Source organism: Psychrobacter sp. ER1, from assembly GCF_048631835.1.
Taxonomy (GTDB): Bacteria; Pseudomonadota; Gammaproteobacteria; order Pseudomonadales; family Moraxellaceae; genus Psychrobacter.
Genome location: NZ_CP184640.1, coordinates 471,382 through 490,141, shown reverse-complemented (window position 1 = coordinate 490,141; position 18,760 = coordinate 471,382). Strand labels below are relative to the sequence as shown.

General features: G+C 43.3%; 14 protein-coding genes and 4 pseudogenes. 6 read left to right on the top strand and 12 right to left on the bottom strand.

The genetic code is table 11. From position 1 onward, the window contains the following. Positions 1–49 precede the first annotated feature (49 nt). The 4 genes and pseudogenes from bioD to coaD all read right to left on the bottom strand — a co-directional run bounded on the left by bioD (position 50) and on the right by coaD (position 3,191). Positions 50–765: pseudogene (gene bioD / locus ACOBWA_RS02230) on the bottom strand (dethiobiotin synthase). Further along, positions 762–2,095, bottom strand: a pseudogene (gene bioA, locus ACOBWA_RS02225) (adenosylmethionine--8-amino-7-oxononanoate transaminase). The pseudogenes bioD and bioA overlap by 4 nt, the downstream one beginning before the upstream one ends. A gap of 61 nt (positions 2,096–2,156) precedes the next feature. Beyond that, positions 2,157–2,405 carry a YfhL family 4Fe-4S dicluster ferredoxin gene (locus ACOBWA_RS02220; protein ID WP_021814308.1) on the bottom strand — a complete coding sequence of 83 codons (249 nt, stop codon included), beginning with the start codon at positions 2,403–2,405 and terminating at the stop codon, positions 2,157–2,159. A gap of 267 nt (positions 2,406–2,672) precedes the next feature. Further along, positions 2,673–3,191 carry a pantetheine-phosphate adenylyltransferase gene (gene coaD, locus ACOBWA_RS02215; RefSeq protein ID WP_102078894.1) on the bottom strand — a complete coding sequence of 173 codons (519 nt, stop codon included), beginning with the start codon at positions 3,189–3,191 and terminating at the stop codon, positions 2,673–2,675. Positions 3,192–3,442: 251 nt separating this feature from the next. On the opposite strand from coaD, the gene smpB reads away from it, so the two are divergent. Beyond that, a complete protein-coding gene (gene smpB, locus ACOBWA_RS02210; RefSeq protein ID WP_420230106.1) occupies positions 3,443–3,919 on the top strand; it encodes an SsrA-binding protein SmpB in 477 nt (158 codons plus the stop codon). 140 nt (positions 3,920–4,059) lie between these two features. On the opposite strand, the gene rarD is transcribed toward smpB, so the two are convergent. Next, positions 4,060–5,082: an EamA family transporter RarD gene (gene rarD / locus ACOBWA_RS02205; protein WP_420230105.1), complete on the bottom strand. Its 1,023-nt coding sequence runs from the start codon at positions 5,080–5,082 to the stop codon at positions 4,060–4,062. A gap of 238 nt (positions 5,083–5,320) precedes the next feature. Between rarD and ACOBWA_RS02200 the strand changes: the two genes are divergently transcribed. Then, positions 5,321–5,788, top strand: a complete 468-nt coding sequence (locus tag ACOBWA_RS02200) for an Lrp/AsnC family transcriptional regulator (protein WP_101204277.1) — start codon at positions 5,321–5,323, stop codon at positions 5,786–5,788. Positions 5,789–5,949: 161 nt separating this feature from the next. Continuing rightward, the gene (locus ACOBWA_RS02195; protein WP_420230104.1) at positions 5,950–6,708 is read left to right on the top strand and encodes a hypothetical protein; all 759 of its coding nucleotides are present in this window, start codon (positions 5,950–5,952) and stop codon (positions 6,706–6,708) included. 167 nt (positions 6,709–6,875) lie between these two features. Here ACOBWA_RS02195 and ACOBWA_RS02190 read toward each other — a convergent pair whose 3' ends face one another. Further along, entirely contained in the window at positions 6,876–7,526 is a 651-nt protein-coding gene (locus tag ACOBWA_RS02190; protein WP_420230103.1) for a hypothetical protein, read from the bottom strand. A 10-nt stretch (positions 7,527–7,536) separates the two neighbouring features. Next, the gene (locus ACOBWA_RS02185) at positions 7,537–8,820 is read right to left on the bottom strand and encodes an ammonium transporter (protein WP_420230701.1); all 1,284 of its coding nucleotides are present in this window, start codon (positions 8,818–8,820) and stop codon (positions 7,537–7,539) included. Between the two features lie 597 nt (positions 8,821–9,417). On the opposite strand from ACOBWA_RS02185, the pseudogene ACOBWA_RS02180 reads away from it, so the two are divergent. From ACOBWA_RS02180 to ACOBWA_RS02170, 3 genes and pseudogenes are all read left to right on the top strand, one after another. Next, positions 9,418–11,879, top strand: a pseudogene (locus ACOBWA_RS02180) (YgiQ family radical SAM protein). 329 nt (positions 11,880–12,208) lie between these two features. Beyond that, on the top strand, positions 12,209–12,619 hold the full coding sequence (locus tag ACOBWA_RS02175) for a hypothetical protein (RefSeq protein WP_134292608.1): 411 nt from the start codon (positions 12,209–12,211) through the stop codon (positions 12,617–12,619). Positions 12,620–13,054: 435 nt separating this feature from the next. Beyond that, positions 13,055–13,618, top strand: coding sequence for a hypothetical protein (locus ACOBWA_RS02170; RefSeq protein ID WP_420230102.1), 564 nt, complete (start codon positions 13,055–13,057; stop codon positions 13,616–13,618). 89 nt (positions 13,619–13,707) lie between these two features. Here the strand turns inward: ACOBWA_RS02170 and ACOBWA_RS02165 are convergent, their stop codons facing one another. The 5 genes and pseudogenes from ACOBWA_RS02165 to ACOBWA_RS02145 form a co-directional block, all read right to left on the bottom strand. After that, positions 13,708–14,805, bottom strand: coding sequence for a hypothetical protein (locus ACOBWA_RS02165; protein WP_420230101.1), 1,098 nt, complete (start codon positions 14,803–14,805; stop codon positions 13,708–13,710). Between the two features lie 80 nt (positions 14,806–14,885). Beyond that, on the bottom strand, positions 14,886–15,038 hold the full coding sequence (locus tag ACOBWA_RS02160) for a hypothetical protein (protein WP_420230100.1): 153 nt from the start codon (positions 15,036–15,038) through the stop codon (positions 14,886–14,888). Further along, on the bottom strand, positions 15,035–15,283 hold the full coding sequence (locus tag ACOBWA_RS02155; protein ID WP_420230099.1) for a hypothetical protein: 249 nt from the start codon (positions 15,281–15,283) through the stop codon (positions 15,035–15,037). The genes ACOBWA_RS02160 and ACOBWA_RS02155 overlap by 4 nt, the downstream gene beginning before the upstream one ends. Before the next feature lie 3 nt (positions 15,284–15,286). Further along, positions 15,287–17,409 (bottom strand): annotated as a pseudogene (ligA, locus tag ACOBWA_RS02150) (NAD-dependent DNA ligase LigA). Between the two features lie 217 nt (positions 17,410–17,626). Continuing rightward, complete coding sequence (locus ACOBWA_RS02145) at positions 17,627–18,643, bottom strand: cell division protein ZipA C-terminal FtsZ-binding domain-containing protein (RefSeq protein WP_296209630.1); 1,017 nt, start codon at positions 18,641–18,643, stop codon at positions 17,627–17,629. Positions 18,644–18,760 lie beyond the last annotated feature (117 nt).

Here is an 18,760-nt window from a genome sequence, read left to right as displayed (position 1 = left end):
CTGCCTGCGAATGTCTTTTGAATTTATTTTTGAGGACAGTAAAAATGGGCTAAACAAAATTTTCTGGCAGTGTTTCAATATTACCGACCAGATTATCTTTTAGATACGGTATTTGTAGCCAATGCGCTTTGGGATAATTATGAGCCAAATACGTTTGCAAGAAATCAATGGTACTATTTGCGATCTCAGTATCCGTTTGTTCAGCATCATCATGAATATGATTATAAATTACGCTATGTACCATTAATCCACGCGATTTTATAGCTTCTAAACTCAGCAACGTATGATTGATGCTGCCCAATCGACCAGAGGTGACCAAAATAACTGGATAGCCTTGCTCAGCAATATAGTCTAACGTGAGTAGATTCTCTGTAATTGGCACAAGTAAGCCACCTGCACCTTCTAGTAGAACCGCATCATACTGTACCTGCAAACGCTTGGTAGCGTTAGTAATCATATCAGGATCAAGTGTTTCCCCTGATAGTTTAGTAGCCAGATGGGGGATGCTGGCTTCTTATAACGATGAGCACAAGTCGTAAAATCGAGGTCACATTGCTGTAAAGGAATGTCCATAAGTTGACGATGCGTAATAATATCATCAGCAATATTCATCTCACCATTATCTGGATTTATCGATACGCCCGTTTGTACTAGCTTCTGAGTGATGACATTTAAGCCTTGCTGCATAAGGGCTTTAGCAAGCAGCCCAGTAGCATAAGTTTTACCGATATCGGTATCGATACCAGAAACAAATAGAACACTCATGATTGACCTCTATTTTCTAAATACGTACGCACTACTCTCAGCAGTGATTGGCATAAGGTAATCAGCTCATCATCAGTAATCACGTAGGGTGGCATAATATACACCAGCTTACCAAATGGTCTGACCCAGATACCGTTATCAATCAATAAAGATTGAAATATAGGCATATCGACCGCTTCATGCAACTCAATGACGGCGACTGCACCCAAACAACGTACCTTGGCAACACCTTCTAATAACGCAGCAGGCGCTAGTTGTTGCTCCATAATGCGTTGCATATTTGCGGTACGCGCTTCAATATCATAAGACATAATCAAATCAATCGATGCGCACGCAACTGCACAAGCCAGTGGATTGCCCATAAAGGTTGGGCCATGCATCAGCGCTGGATAGTCACTATTATGAATGGTATCGGCAATTTTTCGGGTACATAGCGTGGCGGCAAAAGTCATATAGCCACCCGTTAGCGCCTTGCCAATGGTCATGATATCAGGGCTAATAGCTGCATGTTCACACGCAAATAATTTACCACTACGCCCAAACCCAGTAGCGATTTCATCCGCAATCAGTAGTACATCATGCTCATCACACAGTTGACGCAGCAATTGTAGATATTCAGGATTATAAAAACGCATCCCGCCTGCGCCCTGAATAATTGGCTCAATGATAAAACCCGCCAGCTGTTCGCCATGCTCTACAAAAAACTGAGTTAATGATTCACGCTCATCTACTGTCAATGCGCGATTAAAGCCAATGGGCGGTGCAGGAACAAAATGCTGCATCGGTAACTGCTTGCCATATAAGCTGTGCATACCATTGACCGGATCACAGACACTCATCGCATGCCACGTATCTCCGTAATACCCTGAGTGGGTTGATGCAAATTGTTGCTTATTTGGGCGCTTGGCAGCCACTTGATACTGCAACGCCATTTTTAGTGCTACTTCTACCGCGATACTACCACTGTCCGCATAAAAATTGCATCAAGTCCAGCAGGTACAATGTCGAGCAGTTTTTTGCCCAAATCTATCGCTGGCTGATGGGTTAACCCACCAAACATGACATGCGCCATTTTACCCAACTGCTTAGTTAGTGCTTCATTCAGTTTTGGATGGTTATAACCATGAACGCTCGCCCACCATGATGACATACCATCGATCAGGTGTGTGCCATCTTCGGTGATGATATAAATACCTTCGGCACGATCAATTACGATATTAGGATAAGTGGGTGGCAGGCTAGCATAAGGATGCCAAAGGTGTTGCTGATCAAAGTCGTTTGTGACTTGGATGGATTGCGTGGTTGTTGTTTGCGTGGTTATTATTTCCATAGTCATCGTGTTGTCCCTAAAACGTTGTAAACCCAAACGCCATCAATCGTTTATAAATACTTTATTGACCCGTAATACGTTTGTATTTAGATAGCAGGTCGCTTTCAGTCTCAACATGATTGGGATCGTGAGGAATACAGTCGACTGGGCAAATCACAACGCATTGCGGCTCGTCAAAATGTCCGACACATTCTGTACATAGATCAGGGTCGATGACATAGATATCATCCCCTTCTGAGATGGCTTCATTGGGGCAAGCAGGCTCGCACACATCACAGTTGATGCACTCATCAGTGATTAATAGTGCCATGAACTGTTCCTTATATTTTTGCTTGTATTAGGGCTTGTCCCTAATTCAAACGTTTATCACTAAATGGGCTAAAAATGGCTAAATCTTTGGCAAACGGCGTCAAATAACTGGTCAATATCTCGATATTATCTGCACTATTTTTCTTGTTTGCCTACGATTTATCTAATTTTTATCACTATTTTTAAAATAGGGACATGCCCTACTCCTATATGACTGCTCCTTACTATTTTAGCAAGTGCTAGCAGCATATCTTTAATGCAGCATCTTTTATTTAATATTTAGCTTTTTATCGAATGCTTGCAAAACGCAGGGAGGAACGAATTTGTTGACGTCACCGCCGAGCTTGGCAATTTCACGAATCATTGTAGATGAGATAAAGGAGTAATTTTGAGAGGGGGTCAAGAATACCGCCTCAAAGTTTTCATCAAGCTCACGATTCATATTGGCTAGCTGAAACTCATACTCAAAATCTGACATTGCACGCAAGCCACGCAAAACTGCCGTGGCGTTTTTTTCACGCATGAAATCAACAAGCAGACCTTCAAAACCAATCACAGATACCTGCGGTAAATCTGCAAATACGGTTTCGACCAAAGCCACGCGCTCTTCAAAATTGAACAAGGGTTTTTTATGATGGCCTGAGGCAACCGCGATAACGACCTCATCAAATAGCTTAACGGCGCGTGTGACCAAATCTACATGACCGTTGGTAATCGGATCAAAGGTACCAGGGTATAGAATTTTGGTATGTAGCTTTGAGGAATTGGGAGAAATAGAGTGGCTCATAGCATGACTGATATAATCGGTGATATTAGGCCATATGCTAGCAAATTTTGCTCAAACTTAATACTTATCTGCTACATTTGTCCTAACAGCTGATTTACCTTTTCATCAGAGGCTTTGATACAATAGGCAGTTCGACTCATCCATCTCATAATTGAAATAAAAAACAAGACTAGTTATTGGATTAGGATGAGGAATTAGTGGGACTGATTAAATAAGGAGCCTGTATCTTAGGTCATCCTTATGGAGAAATTATGTCAAAAAAATCAAAAAAGCCAGATAATCAGATTTGCGCCAATAAAAAGGCGCGTCATGAGTATTTTATCGAAGAAACCTTTGAGGCAGGACTGGCATTACAAGGTTGGGAAGTCAAAGCCATTCGTGCAGGAAAAATGACGATTACTGAAGCGTACGTCATATTCCGCAATAACGAAGCTTTCTTGTTTGGGTCGCACATTCAACCATTACTATCGAGCTCAACGCACGTTAGTCCAGACAGTATTCGTACCCGTAAACTGCTGCTGAACCGTCGTGAGATCGAAAAGTTATCTGGGGCGATCAACCAGAAAGGCTACGCTTGTGTACCGCTATCTTGCTACTGGAAAAACTCACTGGTGAAATGCCAAATTGGCCTAGCCTTGGGTAAAAAGCAGCATGACAAACGTAAAACGCTAAAAGATCGTGACTGGGAACGTGATAAGCAGCGCGGTTTCAAACAGCATTTAGATTAAGTATTATTTAATCTATATAAAAAAGGACGACTCAATATTTACTGAGGCGTCCTTTTTTGTTATCTACGATATCTATAAATATTATCGCCTAGCTTTAGCTACCAATAACGGCTCATACAAGCATTTAGCAATCCATTCTACTATGCCATTTGCTCTTCTAGAGATAATGCTGTCTTTCTACTAGCCTGACGCAATTGCTTAACACCATGAGCAATCAAACACGCAATACCTAACCAAATCAGACCATAGCTATAGATCATCGCTGATTCAAATGGGTTACCTAGTACAGTTACTGCCAAAATAAATAGCAACGCAGGCTCTAGATAGCTCATCATGCCATAGACATTGACTGGTAGCATTTGACTGGCATCAATATTGGTCTTCATCGCCAAGACACTGAGCACACCTAAACCTATTAGCATCATAATAAAGAAACCCGAGCCACTAACCAATGCCAAACTGCTTGGGGCAAAGAAGAACAAGTAAGCCAGCGCAAAGGGCGCAAATATCGTTAAATCAACCAATAACCCAGTCACAGCTCCGATTCCCTGCAGTCGGCGTAAAATATAGTAAACAGGATACGTACCACATACCCATAGCGTCGCCCAAGAAACACTTTGCGTACGGATAACTTCACTACTCACGCCTAATGCGGCAAGGGCCACTGCCAACCATTGCAAACGGCTTAGTTTTTCGCCAAAGAGGACACAACCAAACACTACCATCATTAACGGGAATAAGAAGTACCCCATCGCGGTTTGCACACCTTGGCCATTAACTGGCGCCCACATAAATAACCAAAACTGGCTGAGAAATATCGGCGTAGGTAATAGCAACCAAGCCCACTGCTTAGCGCCTTTGAGCAGTTTTAACTTATCAATGTGCAATCCCAGACGCCCACTTACCATTAAGTATCCGACCAACGCTGCCCACATCGCGAGCATACGCCAAATAAAAACTTGCGTCCCTGATAATGGCGACAAAAAACTGCTATACGCATAGAGGACGCCAAATAGCACGTTGGACAATATGGCAAAAGACACCCCTAATATCAGAGTGCGTTGTTGTGCGCTACCTGTCGTCCAAATCGCAGGTAGTGGCAAACGTGCAGCAGTCGTTGCTAGCGTATTAGCGAATACATTGGAGAGCATTGAGATAGACATGATAAGCACCGTAGATATTAATAGATGGTAGAAAACCAATAGGTAGCTCTTTTTTGAAGCGACTCTAATTGATATAGTCTATTTTACTAGGGTGCTTTGATATATTATCTCTATATAAGTTCATTGATGAATAAATATCTCAAATAGGTGTCGTATAAATCATTATTTTCTTATATTAAAATATTTAGTGATAATATTTATAAAATACAAAAAACTTCGCTATTAAGGATGTCTTGATATGAGCCATACTTTAGATAATATTGATAAAGCTATTTTAAATTTGCTGCAAGATGATGCGACATTACCGCTTAAAACTGTCGCAGAGCGGGTGCACGTATCTATTGCGACGGCGCAGCGGCGCATACAAGCGCTAATAGATAGTGACGTGATTACCAAACAAGTCGCCATCGTCAATCCTGACAAAGTGGGTTATGGCCTGACAGCCGTAGTGATGATAGAAATGGAGCGCTCTAATACCTCAATGCAACATCGGTTTGAGCGCTTGATGGATGCGCAATCGCGAATCATGAGCTGTTATGAAGTATCAGGTGATTTTGATTTTATGCTGATGGTCAATGCAAAAAACATGAGTGACTATCATCAGTTCACCCGCAGCTTACTGACTTACGAAAATAATGTGCGCAATTTTAAAAGCCAATTTGTGATGAACTTTACTAAGAGTGGAACTAAAATTACCCTAGATTAATTATAATTAATCCGTCTCAGCTGAAGTTACCTATCATATGACAATGGATGATAAGTAGCTAAATTACCTCTAAACCCTGTACGATATCACCAAATATTCGATGGAAATTAAATTCTAATAACTGATTCATGAGCCTATTTTTTAGACAAGGAAGCCTAATCATGACTGACCATACAAACGCTGATAATAAGAATAATCAATCGTCATTAAAACCGTTAAACCCATTAAATTCAAAAAAGGTAATAGCAGGTGCTCTGTTTGCTACGGTACTAGCCAGCTCAGGCTGTGCGACCAGCTCATTGTTAGACAATAGCGGACATGTCACCACAAACACAACAAAGCAGATACTGTCTGAAGATCAAATTGTTGCCTTTGGTCGTCCTGCGCAGGCGTTACCAAAAATGCCAAACGCCTCAATGGTTATCGTAGGAGAGAAGAACAGCTACGTTCTCACCCAAGGTGGGACAGAAATGGTGAACTTACTGAGTAATCTCACGCAAGAAAACATTCAAGTAGATAACGACATGAGCTTTCATGTACCCAATAATGATGGGTACTTTCAAGGTGAGATGAAACTGTCTTATGCCAAATTAAAAGATGAGTTTGGGCGCTCAGACTATCAGTTCTTTTTGCAAAATAATGGTAAAGAGTGCACCTCAGCGAGCGATCAACGTATCAATGCTCAGCGCTTTTGTTTTAGCGTTCCTGTCAAAGGCGCTATCTATCCGCAAGTTAGTAATTTAGGGTTAATTCAGTCAAACTATCGCGCACTGACTAAACCATATACGGTGAGTTTTTATACACAAACTCAGCAAGATGTCGTCACTCGTAGCGGTCCAAATGGCGCACAAAAGCTAGTATTGCTACCCTTTGCCCTCGCCTTTGACGTGGTTACTTTCCCGCTTCAGTTATTAGATTAAATAGTTAACTATTAGACTACTCATCGTCTAGTATCAAGCTTCAAGGTGCGTTATGAAAGCTACATAATGAAACTACGTCATGAAAGCTACGTTATAAAAGTCCCTTTATATAAGGCACGTTATCGAAAGGTATTCCGTACCCGACCATAACGTGCCAACTTAATATTTTAGAATAACTTTTCGACCAATATCTTCGGGTAGTTTTGTTTCGCCTTCTCTGCCGCTCGAAACATCATCTCATCTGCTTCGACAGGGCCTGCAACATCGCATAAGCATACATAAGCCAGCTGCATCAAATTATTTAATAGGTGCTCGTTATCAGGTACAGACGGGCGATTGCCTTCTAAAAACTGACTGATGTTAAGACCATGCCCTTTGAAGGTGCGTTCTTGCGAAACAGTTTGGTGCATGGTCAGAAATAGATTGCGACTTTCTGTTTCTGATAGCTGGCTACGCAGCGCTTCTATGACAGTATAAAACGCCAAAACCAACTCAGAGACAGGAACTGGCACTTTGATTGCTTTATTATGGCCATTATGGCTATTATAACCATTGTGATTATCAGCCTCTACTGTCTGCTGACTGTCCGCTTGCAACGTAGCCCAAAATCCTTTCCTAATATCAGACTTATGAGCTTGCAGCTCAGGATAGCGCCTTGTCGCATCCAAGACGCACTGTTGCATCATTTTTACAGAGACAGTCGAGTATCGCTGCCACTGTGATTTAAGCAGTCGCACCTCTTCAGGATGTAGATAATCGGCAAGCACTTCTGCCATTGCAGTCACGGCTTGGTCTACGGATTGAGTATCAATATTCATCAGCTCTCTCCTATAAATGCCGCTCGGTTAAACTCTTGGAATCAAACATTTGCTTCTGGAACTCAGGGTAACCAAGCTCTGCATGCTCAGTATAATCAAGGCCTCGCTGCTCATGTAAGCGGCTTGCTTTTAACCCAAAGCTTAGATCAATCATCTTATACATCACCAGACCCAATCCCAGTCCCCAGCCTAACGCTACGCCGACGCCCAACGCTTGTACACCAAGACGCGATAAGTTAAACAAATCTCCTGTATAAAACAATCCTGCAGCGAGCGTACCCCATGCACCGCCAAAGCCATGTACTGCCACTGCCGAGACCACATCGTCTACTTTGAATTTTAATAATGCTTGCGATGATAAGATATACACCACGGAAGCGACCGCACCGATAATAATGGCAAATACAGGCGTTGTGGTCGCACAGCCTGCGGTAATCGATACCAGACCAATCAAACTGGCATTGACACTATCGCTCAGCAAAATGGCTTTGTTGAGCGATCGGGAGATAAGCATATAGCTCACCACCGCACTGACTGCAGCGACAAAAGTATTGACTGCAATTAGACCAATATTGCCAGTGATAGACAATGTCGATCCAGCATTGAAGCCGAACCAACCAAACCATAAGATAAATCCGCCAAGCGCCAGCAACGTCATGTTATGCCCTGCGATGAGTCTTGGTGTACCATCAGGTGCAAAGCGGCCTAGCCTTGGCCCGATGACTAAGATACCTGCCAATGCCAACCAGCCACCGATAGAATGCACGACGGTAGACCCAGCAAAATCGATAAAGCCAAGCTCAGCTAGCCAGCCCGTCCCGCCAAAGTAACCACCCCATACCCAGCTGGCAAACACAGGATAGATAAACAAACAAATTAAACAGGCGGCAACCGCATAGCCAATAAAGGAGACACGCTCTGCCATTGCACCACTAGCAATCGTCACCGCTGTCGCTGCAAACATCATCTGAAAAAACATCAATGCCCAGTCCATATTGGACAACGCGACTGGCATAAAATGATCCGTACCGACGAATCCGGAGTGATTGGTACCCATCATCAGCCCAAAACCAACCAAGTAGAACGCCAGACCGCCAATACACATGTCAGTGTAATTTTTCATCATCACGTTTACCGCGTTTTTCGCTCGCACTGAACCGCTTTCAAGTAGAGCAAAACCTGCCTGCATAAAGAACACCAATACCCCGCCCCAGATAATCCAAGCGATGTTTTGATATTCGAGCAACTGTGCCACGGTCAATGTGTCGGCCTCAGCAGCTTGGGCGCTACCCATTGTTGCAAACAATAATGTACTTAGCACCAGCCTATTACTTAGCGATAGTTTTAATAATGTCTTTATCGTGTCCAGTCCAACAGATGATGTTCTCATTTTATCTCCAAACACTTATCTAGCCGTTCAAATTTTATCGGTGCACTATTTTTACTCATTAATGCACACAAATAAGCCCTAATAAGGGTGGAGCAAAACCTGTGCCAAAACCTATTATTAGAAATTAAAGAAACTTATAAATATGAGAAAACAAATGACCAGTATCAGCCAAGTCGGTATTTTGATAATTACGTTTGCGAGAATGTAGCTATAAGTTGAACTAAGATAAAGAATGATTGTTGGAAGTAAGTTTGATTGAACTGATAATGTGACTGTTCTGTCTAGACTGTTTTTGCCATTATTTTGCTGTGCGGATAGCTTACTTTGCATGAGCAGTTTATCTCACGCTATCAATAACTTATCGGCAATCGCCCCTTATAGAATAGGTCGCATAGTGAAGGCGATTCATGTTAAAATGAGCGCTTTTAAATTCGCCTTTATTATCATTGGGTAATAAGGGCTGTATTTTTAGTGCCATTTTTCTAATTAACAGGTCCGCCCATGTCTGCCGATACCATCGCCCGCACTGCCTTTAAACAAGGCACCAAGCCACTTTATGATTATGACAAACACTGGGCGAGCTGCTACGAGCCGGCGCCTTATCTACCGATGAGCCGCAAAGAGATGGACGATCTAGGCTGGGATGCTTGTGACGTCATCATCATCTCAGGTGATGCTTATGTCGATCATCCAAGCTTTGGTATGGCGATTATCGGTCGCTTGCTTGAGTCACAAGGTTTCCGTGTTGGTATCATCGCTCAGCCAGATTGGAAGAGCAAAGACGCCTTTATGGAACTCGGCAAACCTGTCTATGCGTACGGCGTGACCGCGGGCAACATGGACAGCATGATCAACCGCTATACCGCTGATCGCAAAATCCGTAGCGATGATGCTTACTCTCCGGGCAACGTGGCAAACAAACGCCCTGACCGCGCGGCTATTGTCTATAGCCAACGCTGCCGTGAAGCCTATCCTGATGTGCCAATTATCTTAGGCGGTATCGAAGGCAGTCTACGCCGTATCGCTCATTATGATTATTGGTCAGATAAAGTCCGCCGTAGTATCTTGCTAGATGCGCGTGCTGATGTCTTACTGTATGGCAATGCTGAGCGTGCGATCGTCGATGTGGTACATGGTCTGTCTAAAGGCTATAGCTTTGAGCAAATGAGTAAACTGCGTGGTACTGCTTACTTATTGACCCCGACCCGTCGTCACTGGCAAGAAGATATGACTGAGGTCGCGAGTAACGATGTCGATACCGTTGGCCGTGTCGATCCAATCATCAACCCTTACGTGATGACCGAAGACGTTGATAGCTGTTCAATTGAGCAGAACAAACCATCGGACTCGCCTGTTGGCCAAGCCATGCCTTCATCTATGTCATCGCAATATCAGGGTTTTGTCGCTGAACCAGTTGCTAATAAAATTATCAACGCTGAACAAGTCGACGAAGAGACGCAAGTGGTACAAATGCGCGGCTTTGATAAGCCAAAAACCGCCCGTAAGCACAAAATCAAGATGCCACCACGTGAGCAAACGGTGATTCGTCTGCCTGATTATGAGCATGTCAAATCTGACCCTGTGCTTTATGCTCATGCAAGTCGTATCCTGCATTTAGAGACCAATCCAGGTAATGCCCGTGCGCTCGTGCAGCGTCATAGCAGCGGTGCTGGTAACTCGCATACCTCTATTGATGTTTGGCTCAATCCACCACCAGTGCCACTCTCGACAGAAGAGATGGATTATGTGTTTGACTTGCCGTATGCACGCCTGCCGCATCCAAGCTACGGCGATGCACGTATCCCTGCTTATGACATGATCAAATTTTCGGTCAATATCATGCGCGGCTGTTTTGGTGGTTGTACCTTCTGCTCGATCACTGAGCACGAAGGCCGCATTATCCAGAGCCGTTCAGAAGATTCAATCTTGCGTGAAGTAGAAGCGATTCGTGATACTGCACCGAACTTTACTGGTGTGATATCTGATCTTGGTGGCCCAACAGCCAATATGTATCGCCTCAGCTGTAAAGACGAGACAATTGAGAAGAACTGTCGTAAGCCGTCTTGTGTCTATCCTGACGTCTGCGAAAACCTAATCACCGATCACAGTAACTTAACCAAGCTATACCGCAAAGCGCGTGATATCAAAGGCGTGAAAAAATCCTGATTGCTTCAGGCTTGCGTTATGACTTGGCAGTAAAAGATCCTGAATATGTGAAAGAGTTGGTCAGTCATCACGTCGGTGGTTACCTCAAGATTGCGCCTGAGCACTCTGAAGAAGGCGTGCTATCAAAGATGATGAAGCCGGGCATGGGCAGCTATGATCAGTTCAAAGCCATGTTTGAGCAATTCAGCCAAGAAGCGGGTAAAGAGCAATATCTGATTCCTTACTTCATCGCCGCCCATCCGGGAACCAAAGATGAAGATATGATGAACCTTGCGCTTTGGCTCAAAAGTAATGGCTACCGCGCTGACCAAGTACAGGCGTTTTATCCAAGCCCAATGGCGACCGCGACTACCATGTATCATACGCACAAAGATCCGCTACATAAGGTCAGCCGTGATGAAGGTGACATGGATATCGTCAAGTCTGGCAAGCAGCGCAAACTGCATAAAGCGTTCTTGCGCTATCATGATCCAAAAAACTGGGTACTACTACGTAAAGCCCTACAAGACATGGGTCGTAGTGACTTAATTGGTAAAAACCGTGGTTGTTTGATTCCACCATTTAACGCCAGTTTAGAAGGGCGTGATGCGGCGCAAGATACTTATCAGTCAGCGCGCAAAAAGAATAGCCGTGTTGGCAATGACTCAGTGAAGCGCAGTAATGGCTCGTCAAACAGCAATGCGTCAGCTAAAGGTGCAGCAGGTAAAAACGCTGTCGGTAAAAACAGTAAGAAAAAAGTCAGCAAAGGCAATTTCCAGACTCAGCATACTGGTCTGCCACCGCGTAAAACCAAGTAGTGTTCATAGCAAGTAATGTTCATAGTATAAAAATACATGCTCAATCTAGAGCGTGTTAAGTAAAACAAAAAAGCGCCTATCAGCCACTCGTTGATAGGCGCTTTTTTATGCACCAAGTTTATAGACGCGCACTTCATAGCTAATCCTGCTTACTTTTCATCCTGTCTCAGATTACAAGTTACATTAGACAGCGGTTGGGTAACGAAGCTAACAGGTAATGAACAATTTCTAACACTGAAATGGTTCGTTTTCGCTACTATAACCCTCATATGCTAAACGCATCATTAAAAACAAGTAAATGACATTAGTAAAAAGCTTTGGAGAGCACTATGAAAATGATAACTAAAATTGCGACTACCCTACCAGTCCTTGCCCTACTGAGCGCTTGTGCGACTACCGCACCAACTACCCCAGATGCAACTGATACACCAGTTCCAGAAAAAGTAACCGCCGCCTATGATCGTATGGCACCAGCACCATACACCTGTACCGATGACAGCAAAATCATGGCCAAGCAATCTATCAATAAAGAACAAGTGATGCTCAACGCTACCTTGCCAAAAGTAAAATGGGCTGAGCAGCCAATCATCCTAAATGGTAAAGTGAAAGGCGAAGTCGCAAGCTATGTAAACGACTCAAACCCAGAGGTCGTCTATGCATGGCACATGAAAGGTGACAAAGGTATCTTTGCGATGAAGTGGGCTGACGGTAAAGAATACCAAGTAAATTGCCAAATCTAATGAGTTAAAGATAAGTTCATATCGTAATAGACAAATAGTCGTAATAGATAATAAGCAGTCATTAAATAGTGGCTGCTTTTTTATGCGTGTTAGTTTGATACGTGTATAAAGATGGCTATAAAAAACAGTTCCAAGTAGACGGCTGTATAGTCAGTTCAATATAATTTCGAGATAAGGAAACCGAGTGTAAGTTATACATTAGTATGCTTACCGATGATGACGTTATAGTGGATTTATATAGACTTGACTATATAGTTGATTCAATTTAAAAGTAGTACAAGGCAGCCGAGTGCAGTTGTAACTGTGATACTTTAAGCGAGGTTAACGCTGTCATTCTTTTATAGAGGATTGACTCTATCAAAACTTACCATCTGATGTATTTCGCTAGAGAAGCACCAAGAAAGCTGTCAAAATAGCAGGTAAAGCAAATCAATCATGACCAACAATCAAAAGGGTAACTCGATGGCGAAGCGTCTGATAAGTATGATGGTAATTGCAACGGCAAGCATGTGGGCGCTAACAGGCTGCGATAACGCTACCGACTCTGTCGATGCCACTGAGCAAACTACGGAGACAGCAACAGATCCAACTGCATCGGCAGCTGATACCATCGACTGGTCACTGGTAGATAGCGGTGAAAAGCCTGCTGACCCTACCAATTATAAGTATCCGTTTGCCATCGACAGTCAAAATGTCCGAGACTATGCAGATTACTTCAAAGTGGACGCTGCAACCGCTCAGCATAATCTGACGGTGAGCATGGCAAGTAATGAAGCACTATCGAAAGCATTAGATCAACTCAGCGAAACCTATGTCTCACACGAGCTAACCGATGGTAATGAAATGACGCTTATCATTCATACCACGCCCGATGTCGCTGCCAGTCGCTATGATTATGTGCTGTCTGATGACTTTGCCAAAGGACTGGTGCTACCTATCGTGATTCAGCCAGATGGTAAGAAAGGTGATGTGAAGGCGCATGGGGAAATGAGTGAGTAAAGATTAATAGCGTGTGTTTTGACTTATATGACACACGCTACTATTTTATTACGAAGTATGGCGGTAAGGATTGTTTGAGAGTTCGATTTTTATTTTTTTCCTAAACTATTCGTACCACATAATAGCTTCGCTAAGTAAGGCTGATATTGCGTTGCAGCTGGTGCGATGTAAATTTTGTCTAAATTCGCTTTTACCTCTGGTTCGTACTCTACGTATAGAAACTTGCCAAAATCCATTTTAACTTTAGGGTCATCAAGTGAGGTGATATATACCATACGGCATTCTTGCTCTTCTTGAAAAGCTGAATGTTTGACTAGATATTTTAGAGGTAAGATTATCATATCCAGTAAGCTATCTATTTTATCTGAATCTTCTTTACTTAGTTTTTTTAAAGATTTCTTCTTATCTATAGCATCGTTATAAATACTTTTTAACTCTATAAACGCCTCTCTAAAATCTTCGGTTTTCTTGTCTATATAATTCTCATATTCAATGCACTCAATTTCAGCTTTAGGGATACTACCTCCTTCCAAATTTTCACGACCAAACTCACGGAAAAATGTTAACCGGTTGCGTTGAGCTAGATGGATATAGTCGGAGGTAGGATCAATATAAACGCATCTCATGACTGATTGCTTTTCTATTCTCTTAGCTGAACTATCACCTTCATCTGAATTATTTTTTACATTTTTTATCGTTCTATTAATAAATATATTGTTCATACAGGACTGGGAGTCATTCTCTTTAAAGAAATCTTTATTAAAAACCAAGCTAACACCAGAAGCTTCTTTGTTATCTTCTTTTCCATATAATCGAAACTGATTTAAACTGTCATGGTTGAAAGTGAAACAGCTGATAAACGCATGTAACCTTTCATCAAAATCAGGCTTATAAAAAGAGTTCTCTTTCACGGACTCAAGGTAGTTTGTAAGCAACTTACCTTCGCTAGGATCATTAACATTATTGATGGTATTTAAACGAAAAGCGCTTGGCTTGTCTTTATTTTTTTCTTTAGAAAGCAGCTTATTGGTTGTATATGTACTTGTATAGTGTGCCAGTTTTCTTTCAGGAGCTTGCTCGTCTTCTGATAAAGGAAGAAAATCTAGTTTTAAGATGTCTATAATTTTCTCTACCTTGCCTTTCAAATCGTTACTCATCTCTCCTATTTTCTTAGTCTCAATATTCATTTTTAATTTACATATTTTTTCGTAGCAACTGGACTGATATGAGTAAGAACCTCCAATTAATTTAAATAAATTTAGAGATTTTATATAGTTTTCTTGGTAAAAATATTTTTTGCAACCCCAAAAGCATCGCCTCTTATACTATCAAAAGTGTCCTCTTTCACACCATTAAAAGCATATTCACTACCTTCTAAGAACTCAACTATAGAGTCATAAGAAGCATCTAAATCATTCATAAAAAGTATTGATTAGCAAATATAAGTATTAATGCTTTATAGTAAATAGCACCATCATCTTCTCTTATATTCTTTAAATACTTCACACCTAATTCATATTTTTTATTCTTATCCATGTAGTCTTCTAGCTCAAACTGAGCACTTATATATTCTTCATCTCCATTCTTCTCACGCGTCATTTTCAGTAACTTCTCAACTTCTTTTTGAGTCACTTCATCGAGACCATTTAATTCATCAATATTCATCATTTACTCCCTAACCAACTCTAAAAACTCATCTTCACCCACCACTTTCACACCCAATTTTTCTGCTTTGGTCAGTTTAGAGCCAGCCTTATCCCCTGCTAGTAGCGCTGTGGTTTTTGCCGAGATGCTGCCCGAGACTTTTGCACCCAGCGCTTGTAGTTTGGCTTTGGCTTCATCACGTGCCATGCTATCAAGCGCACCCGTGATGACCCACGTTTGCCCATCGAGTGGTAGACCTTCTGATGCAACCTGCTCGACCTTATCCCAGTGCACGCCAGCTTCACGTAGTGCGGTGATGACTTCGATATTATGCGGTGCACGGAAGAATTTGTAGGTCAGCTCGGCAGTTATTTCTCCGACATCTGGCGTTTTTATCAAGGTCTCAATACTGGCCGACATTAGGCTATCGAGATCCTTAAATTGCTGAGCAAAGTTCTGCGCCGTACCTTCACCGACACCGCGGATGCCGAGTGCATAGATAAAGCGAGCCAATGTCGTATGCTTGCTGGCTTCAATAGCGTTGATGATATTTTGTACCGATTTTTCACCCAGTTTTTCAAAAGTGACCATCTCATCTGCATGGTTATGCAACTGATAGATATCAGCGACGGTTTTGACCAGACCGTGCTCAAAGAAGCTAATCAGCCAACTGGCACCAAGCCCATCGATATCCATCGCACGGCGTGAGACAAAGTGAATAAGTGCTTCTTGCTGCTGTGCTGGGCAAAACAATCCACCCGTACAGCGCGCCAATGCTTCGTCTTCAGGCAGCACCACAGGAGAGTCGCAGACAGGACAAGTCGAAGGTAGTGTGACCGGCTCGCTATTGGCCGGGCGCTGATCGTGCCAGACACGAGTGACTTTAGGGATGACATCGCCCGCCCGATGGACGCTGACCGTGTCGCCTGCGCGCACATCTAAACGCTGAATCTCGCCAAAGTTATGCAAGGTGACATTGCTGACAGTAACGCCGCCGACTTTGACAGGTTCAAGCTTACCGACTGGTGTGATTTGACCCGTACGGCCGACTTGCCACTCGATATCGTTGAGACGCGTCATTACCGTTTCGGCAGGGAATTTATAGGCCGTTGCCCAGCGTGGCTCGCGTGATAGGTAGCCAAGCTGCTGCTGTAGAGCAAGGCTATTGACCTTGATCACCATGCCATCGATTTCAAAAGGCAAACTGGCACGGCTCTCAATCACTGACTCATAATAGGTCTGCGCGGCGCGTGGTTTGCCACCACTTCTACGGCGCTGACCGTAAATCCAAGCTCGGTAAGCCATGCTAGCGCCCCTGACTGCGTGTCGATAGTATCTGGCAAACCTTGATTGACCGAATAGCCATAGAATGCCAATGGACGACTAGCAGCAATGGCTGGATCTAGTTGACGTAAGCTACCAGCAGCGGCATTACGCGGATTAGCAAAGGTTTTACCTTCGTTTTCTTCTGCCAGTCGATTGAGACGCTCAAATCCCGCCTTGGGCATTAATACTTCACCGCGCACTTCTAACAACTCAATATCAGCAGCATCAGCTATCCATAGTGGCAAGTTACGAATGGTTTTGGCATTTTGGGTAATATCTTCACCCGTCTGCCCATCACCTCGCGTGACCGCTTGGACAAATTTGCCATGCTCATATTTCAGTGAGACGGCCAGTCCATCGAGCTTTAGCTCCATCTCGTATTCAGGGTTTTGCTGTGAGTCGCTGAGACGATCATTGACACGGCGCATAAAATCGCGCAAATCATCATATTCAAAGACATTGCCTAGCGACAGCATCGGAATATCATGCGTGACTTGGGTAAAGGCCGATAGCGGCATATCACCGACTTGATTGATCGGACTGTCTGGCTGTACCAAATCTGGATATTCTTCTTCGATTTCAAGCAACGAGCGACGTAATTGGTCGTATTCGCTGTCTTCTAGAATTGGATTGTCGAGCACGTAATAGGCATAGTTATGCGTCTTAATCGCTTCAATAAGCGCACGCATTTTTGAAATAATCTCTGTACTGTTATCCGTACTGCCATCGGTCGGACTGGATGTATTAGATGTGGCAGGTGCTTGGTTTTCTACTTGAGCAGATAGGTTTTTAGAATTATTTGATGAGGTAGAGTCAGTCATAGTCGGCGTCTTTTTTGCAATTCAAGATGTCGATATGATAACAAGTTTGTAGGAAGCTCGGTATAGTCAATCCTATATAAATCAGATACTGTGTCAGGCTCGATCAGTCTACTATGGTTAGCATTTTGCAGAAACTATAGCCCATTAAAAAAGGCAAATAACGTTAATCGCTATTTGCCCTTTTTATAATTTCTGATATTAAGCAGATTTTAACCTTCTAGCCCTCATAATCACGGACCTGGTTACGTAGCTGCTGCTTGTATTCAGGCGTGATTGGTTCGTTCTCTTCATCAAGCATAATCGCATCAAGGTCGCTTGCCATCATGTAAGCAATGCTCATCATGCTATCAAAGCTACGCACGGCTTGTGGATGCGGCAATGATAAGAACACGACGACACCGTTATAGGTATTGGTCGCGACACTATGCGGATCAAATGGCGCGATACCACTATCAGTGATGCCCATCATGCTAAACCACAACATACCCGTGCCGTCTTTTTGCTCGTAGCGATGGAACATATTCATCGCGCCATAGCGTAGGCCGTATTTATCAATCAACGCTAACAGATCACGACCACGGATAATCGCCGCTGGGCGGTCACGATATTGGTGTGGCAAGATGGTGATATTGATATTGTCTTTGGCATTAATCAATGGGCCGTTTTGCGCATCATCGCCTGACTCTGATAGATGCTGATCCAGTATCGGGCTATTATCATCGAAGCTTGGCTCTTCTGCCGTATCAATGGTTGGCATCAGGCTATCGGTCGCTGACATTAGGCTAGAGAACGCATCAGGCTCTTGCTCGATATGCATCTGATCGGCAACTTCGACAAACTCAGCACTATCGGCACGGCGTTGCTCTTCTTGCCAGCGAGCGTAGTCCGCTTCATCGATGACGTCATGGTCGTCAGTTGCTATATGGTCACGCTCAGCCGTTAGTTGAGCGTCAACGTTGGTATGCGCTTGCGTCAATGGCTCTTCTTCAACCACAGCATCTAAGTAACTACGGTCAGGACCGATGCTCGTCTCGCCTGCAACCGTATCATCAAGGTCTGGCTGATCGACGATGTTGCGCTCGTGACGCGGTATGATCGGAATACCATTTTTATCATAATTGACCGCAGCAGCTTCGGTAGCACCGCGGCGCTTAAAGCTACGAATGACCATAAACAGCCCTGCGAGCACGATAAACGCGGCAATGGCAATCAATATAAACTGAATAACGGTCATGATAAATACATCCTAGTATATATAACAAAAGGGAATACACAAACGAGCATAAATGGCAATATTCTAGCATGGCTGACCTATATCGTCACCACATTGTGTACTTTATAACCAGTATGC

Coding starts and splice junctions, on each gene's coding strand:
- ACOBWA_RS02155 (WP_420230099.1), bottom strand. CDS start 15,283: ATGAATATTGATGAATTAAATGGTCTCGATGAAGTGACTCAAAAAGAA.
- ACOBWA_RS02145 (WP_296209630.1), bottom strand. CDS start 18,643: ATGACCGTTATTCAGTTTATATTGATTGCCATTGCCGCGTTTATCGTG.
- rarD (WP_420230105.1), bottom strand. CDS start 5,082: ATGTCTATCTCAATGCTCTCCAATGTATTCGCTAATACGCTAGCAACG.
- ACOBWA_RS02200 (WP_101204277.1), top strand. CDS start 5,321: ATGAGCCATACTTTAGATAATATTGATAAAGCTATTTTAAATTTGCTG.
- ACOBWA_RS02220 (WP_021814308.1), bottom strand. CDS start 2,405: ATGGCACTATTAATCACTGATGAGTGCATCAACTGTGATGTGTGCGAG.
- ACOBWA_RS02170 (WP_420230102.1), top strand. CDS start 13,055: ATGACCAACAATCAAAAGGGTAACTCGATGGCGAAGCGTCTGATAAGT.
- coaD (WP_102078894.1), bottom strand. CDS start 3,191: ATGAGCCACTCTATTTCTCCCAATTCCTCAAAGCTACATACCAAAATT.
- smpB (WP_420230106.1), top strand. CDS start 3,443: ATGTCAAAAAAATCAAAAAAGCCAGATAATCAGATTTGCGCCAATAAA.
- ACOBWA_RS02165 (WP_420230101.1), bottom strand. CDS start 14,805: ATGAATATTGAGACTAAGAAAATAGGAGAGATGAGTAACGATTTGAAA.
- ACOBWA_RS02185 (WP_420230701.1), bottom strand. CDS start 8,820: ATGGGTAGCGCCCAAGCTGCTGAGGCCGACACATTGACCGTGGCACAG.
- ACOBWA_RS02175 (WP_134292608.1), top strand. CDS start 12,209: ATGAAAATGATAACTAAAATTGCGACTACCCTACCAGTCCTTGCCCTA.
- ACOBWA_RS02195 (WP_420230104.1), top strand. CDS start 5,950: ATGACTGACCATACAAACGCTGATAATAAGAATAATCAATCGTCATTA.
- ACOBWA_RS02190 (WP_420230103.1), bottom strand. CDS start 7,526: ATGAATATTGATACTCAATCCGTAGACCAAGCCGTGACTGCAATGGCA.
- ACOBWA_RS02160 (WP_420230100.1), bottom strand. CDS start 15,038: ATGAATGATTTAGATGCTTCTTATGACTCTATAGTTGAGTTCTTAGAA.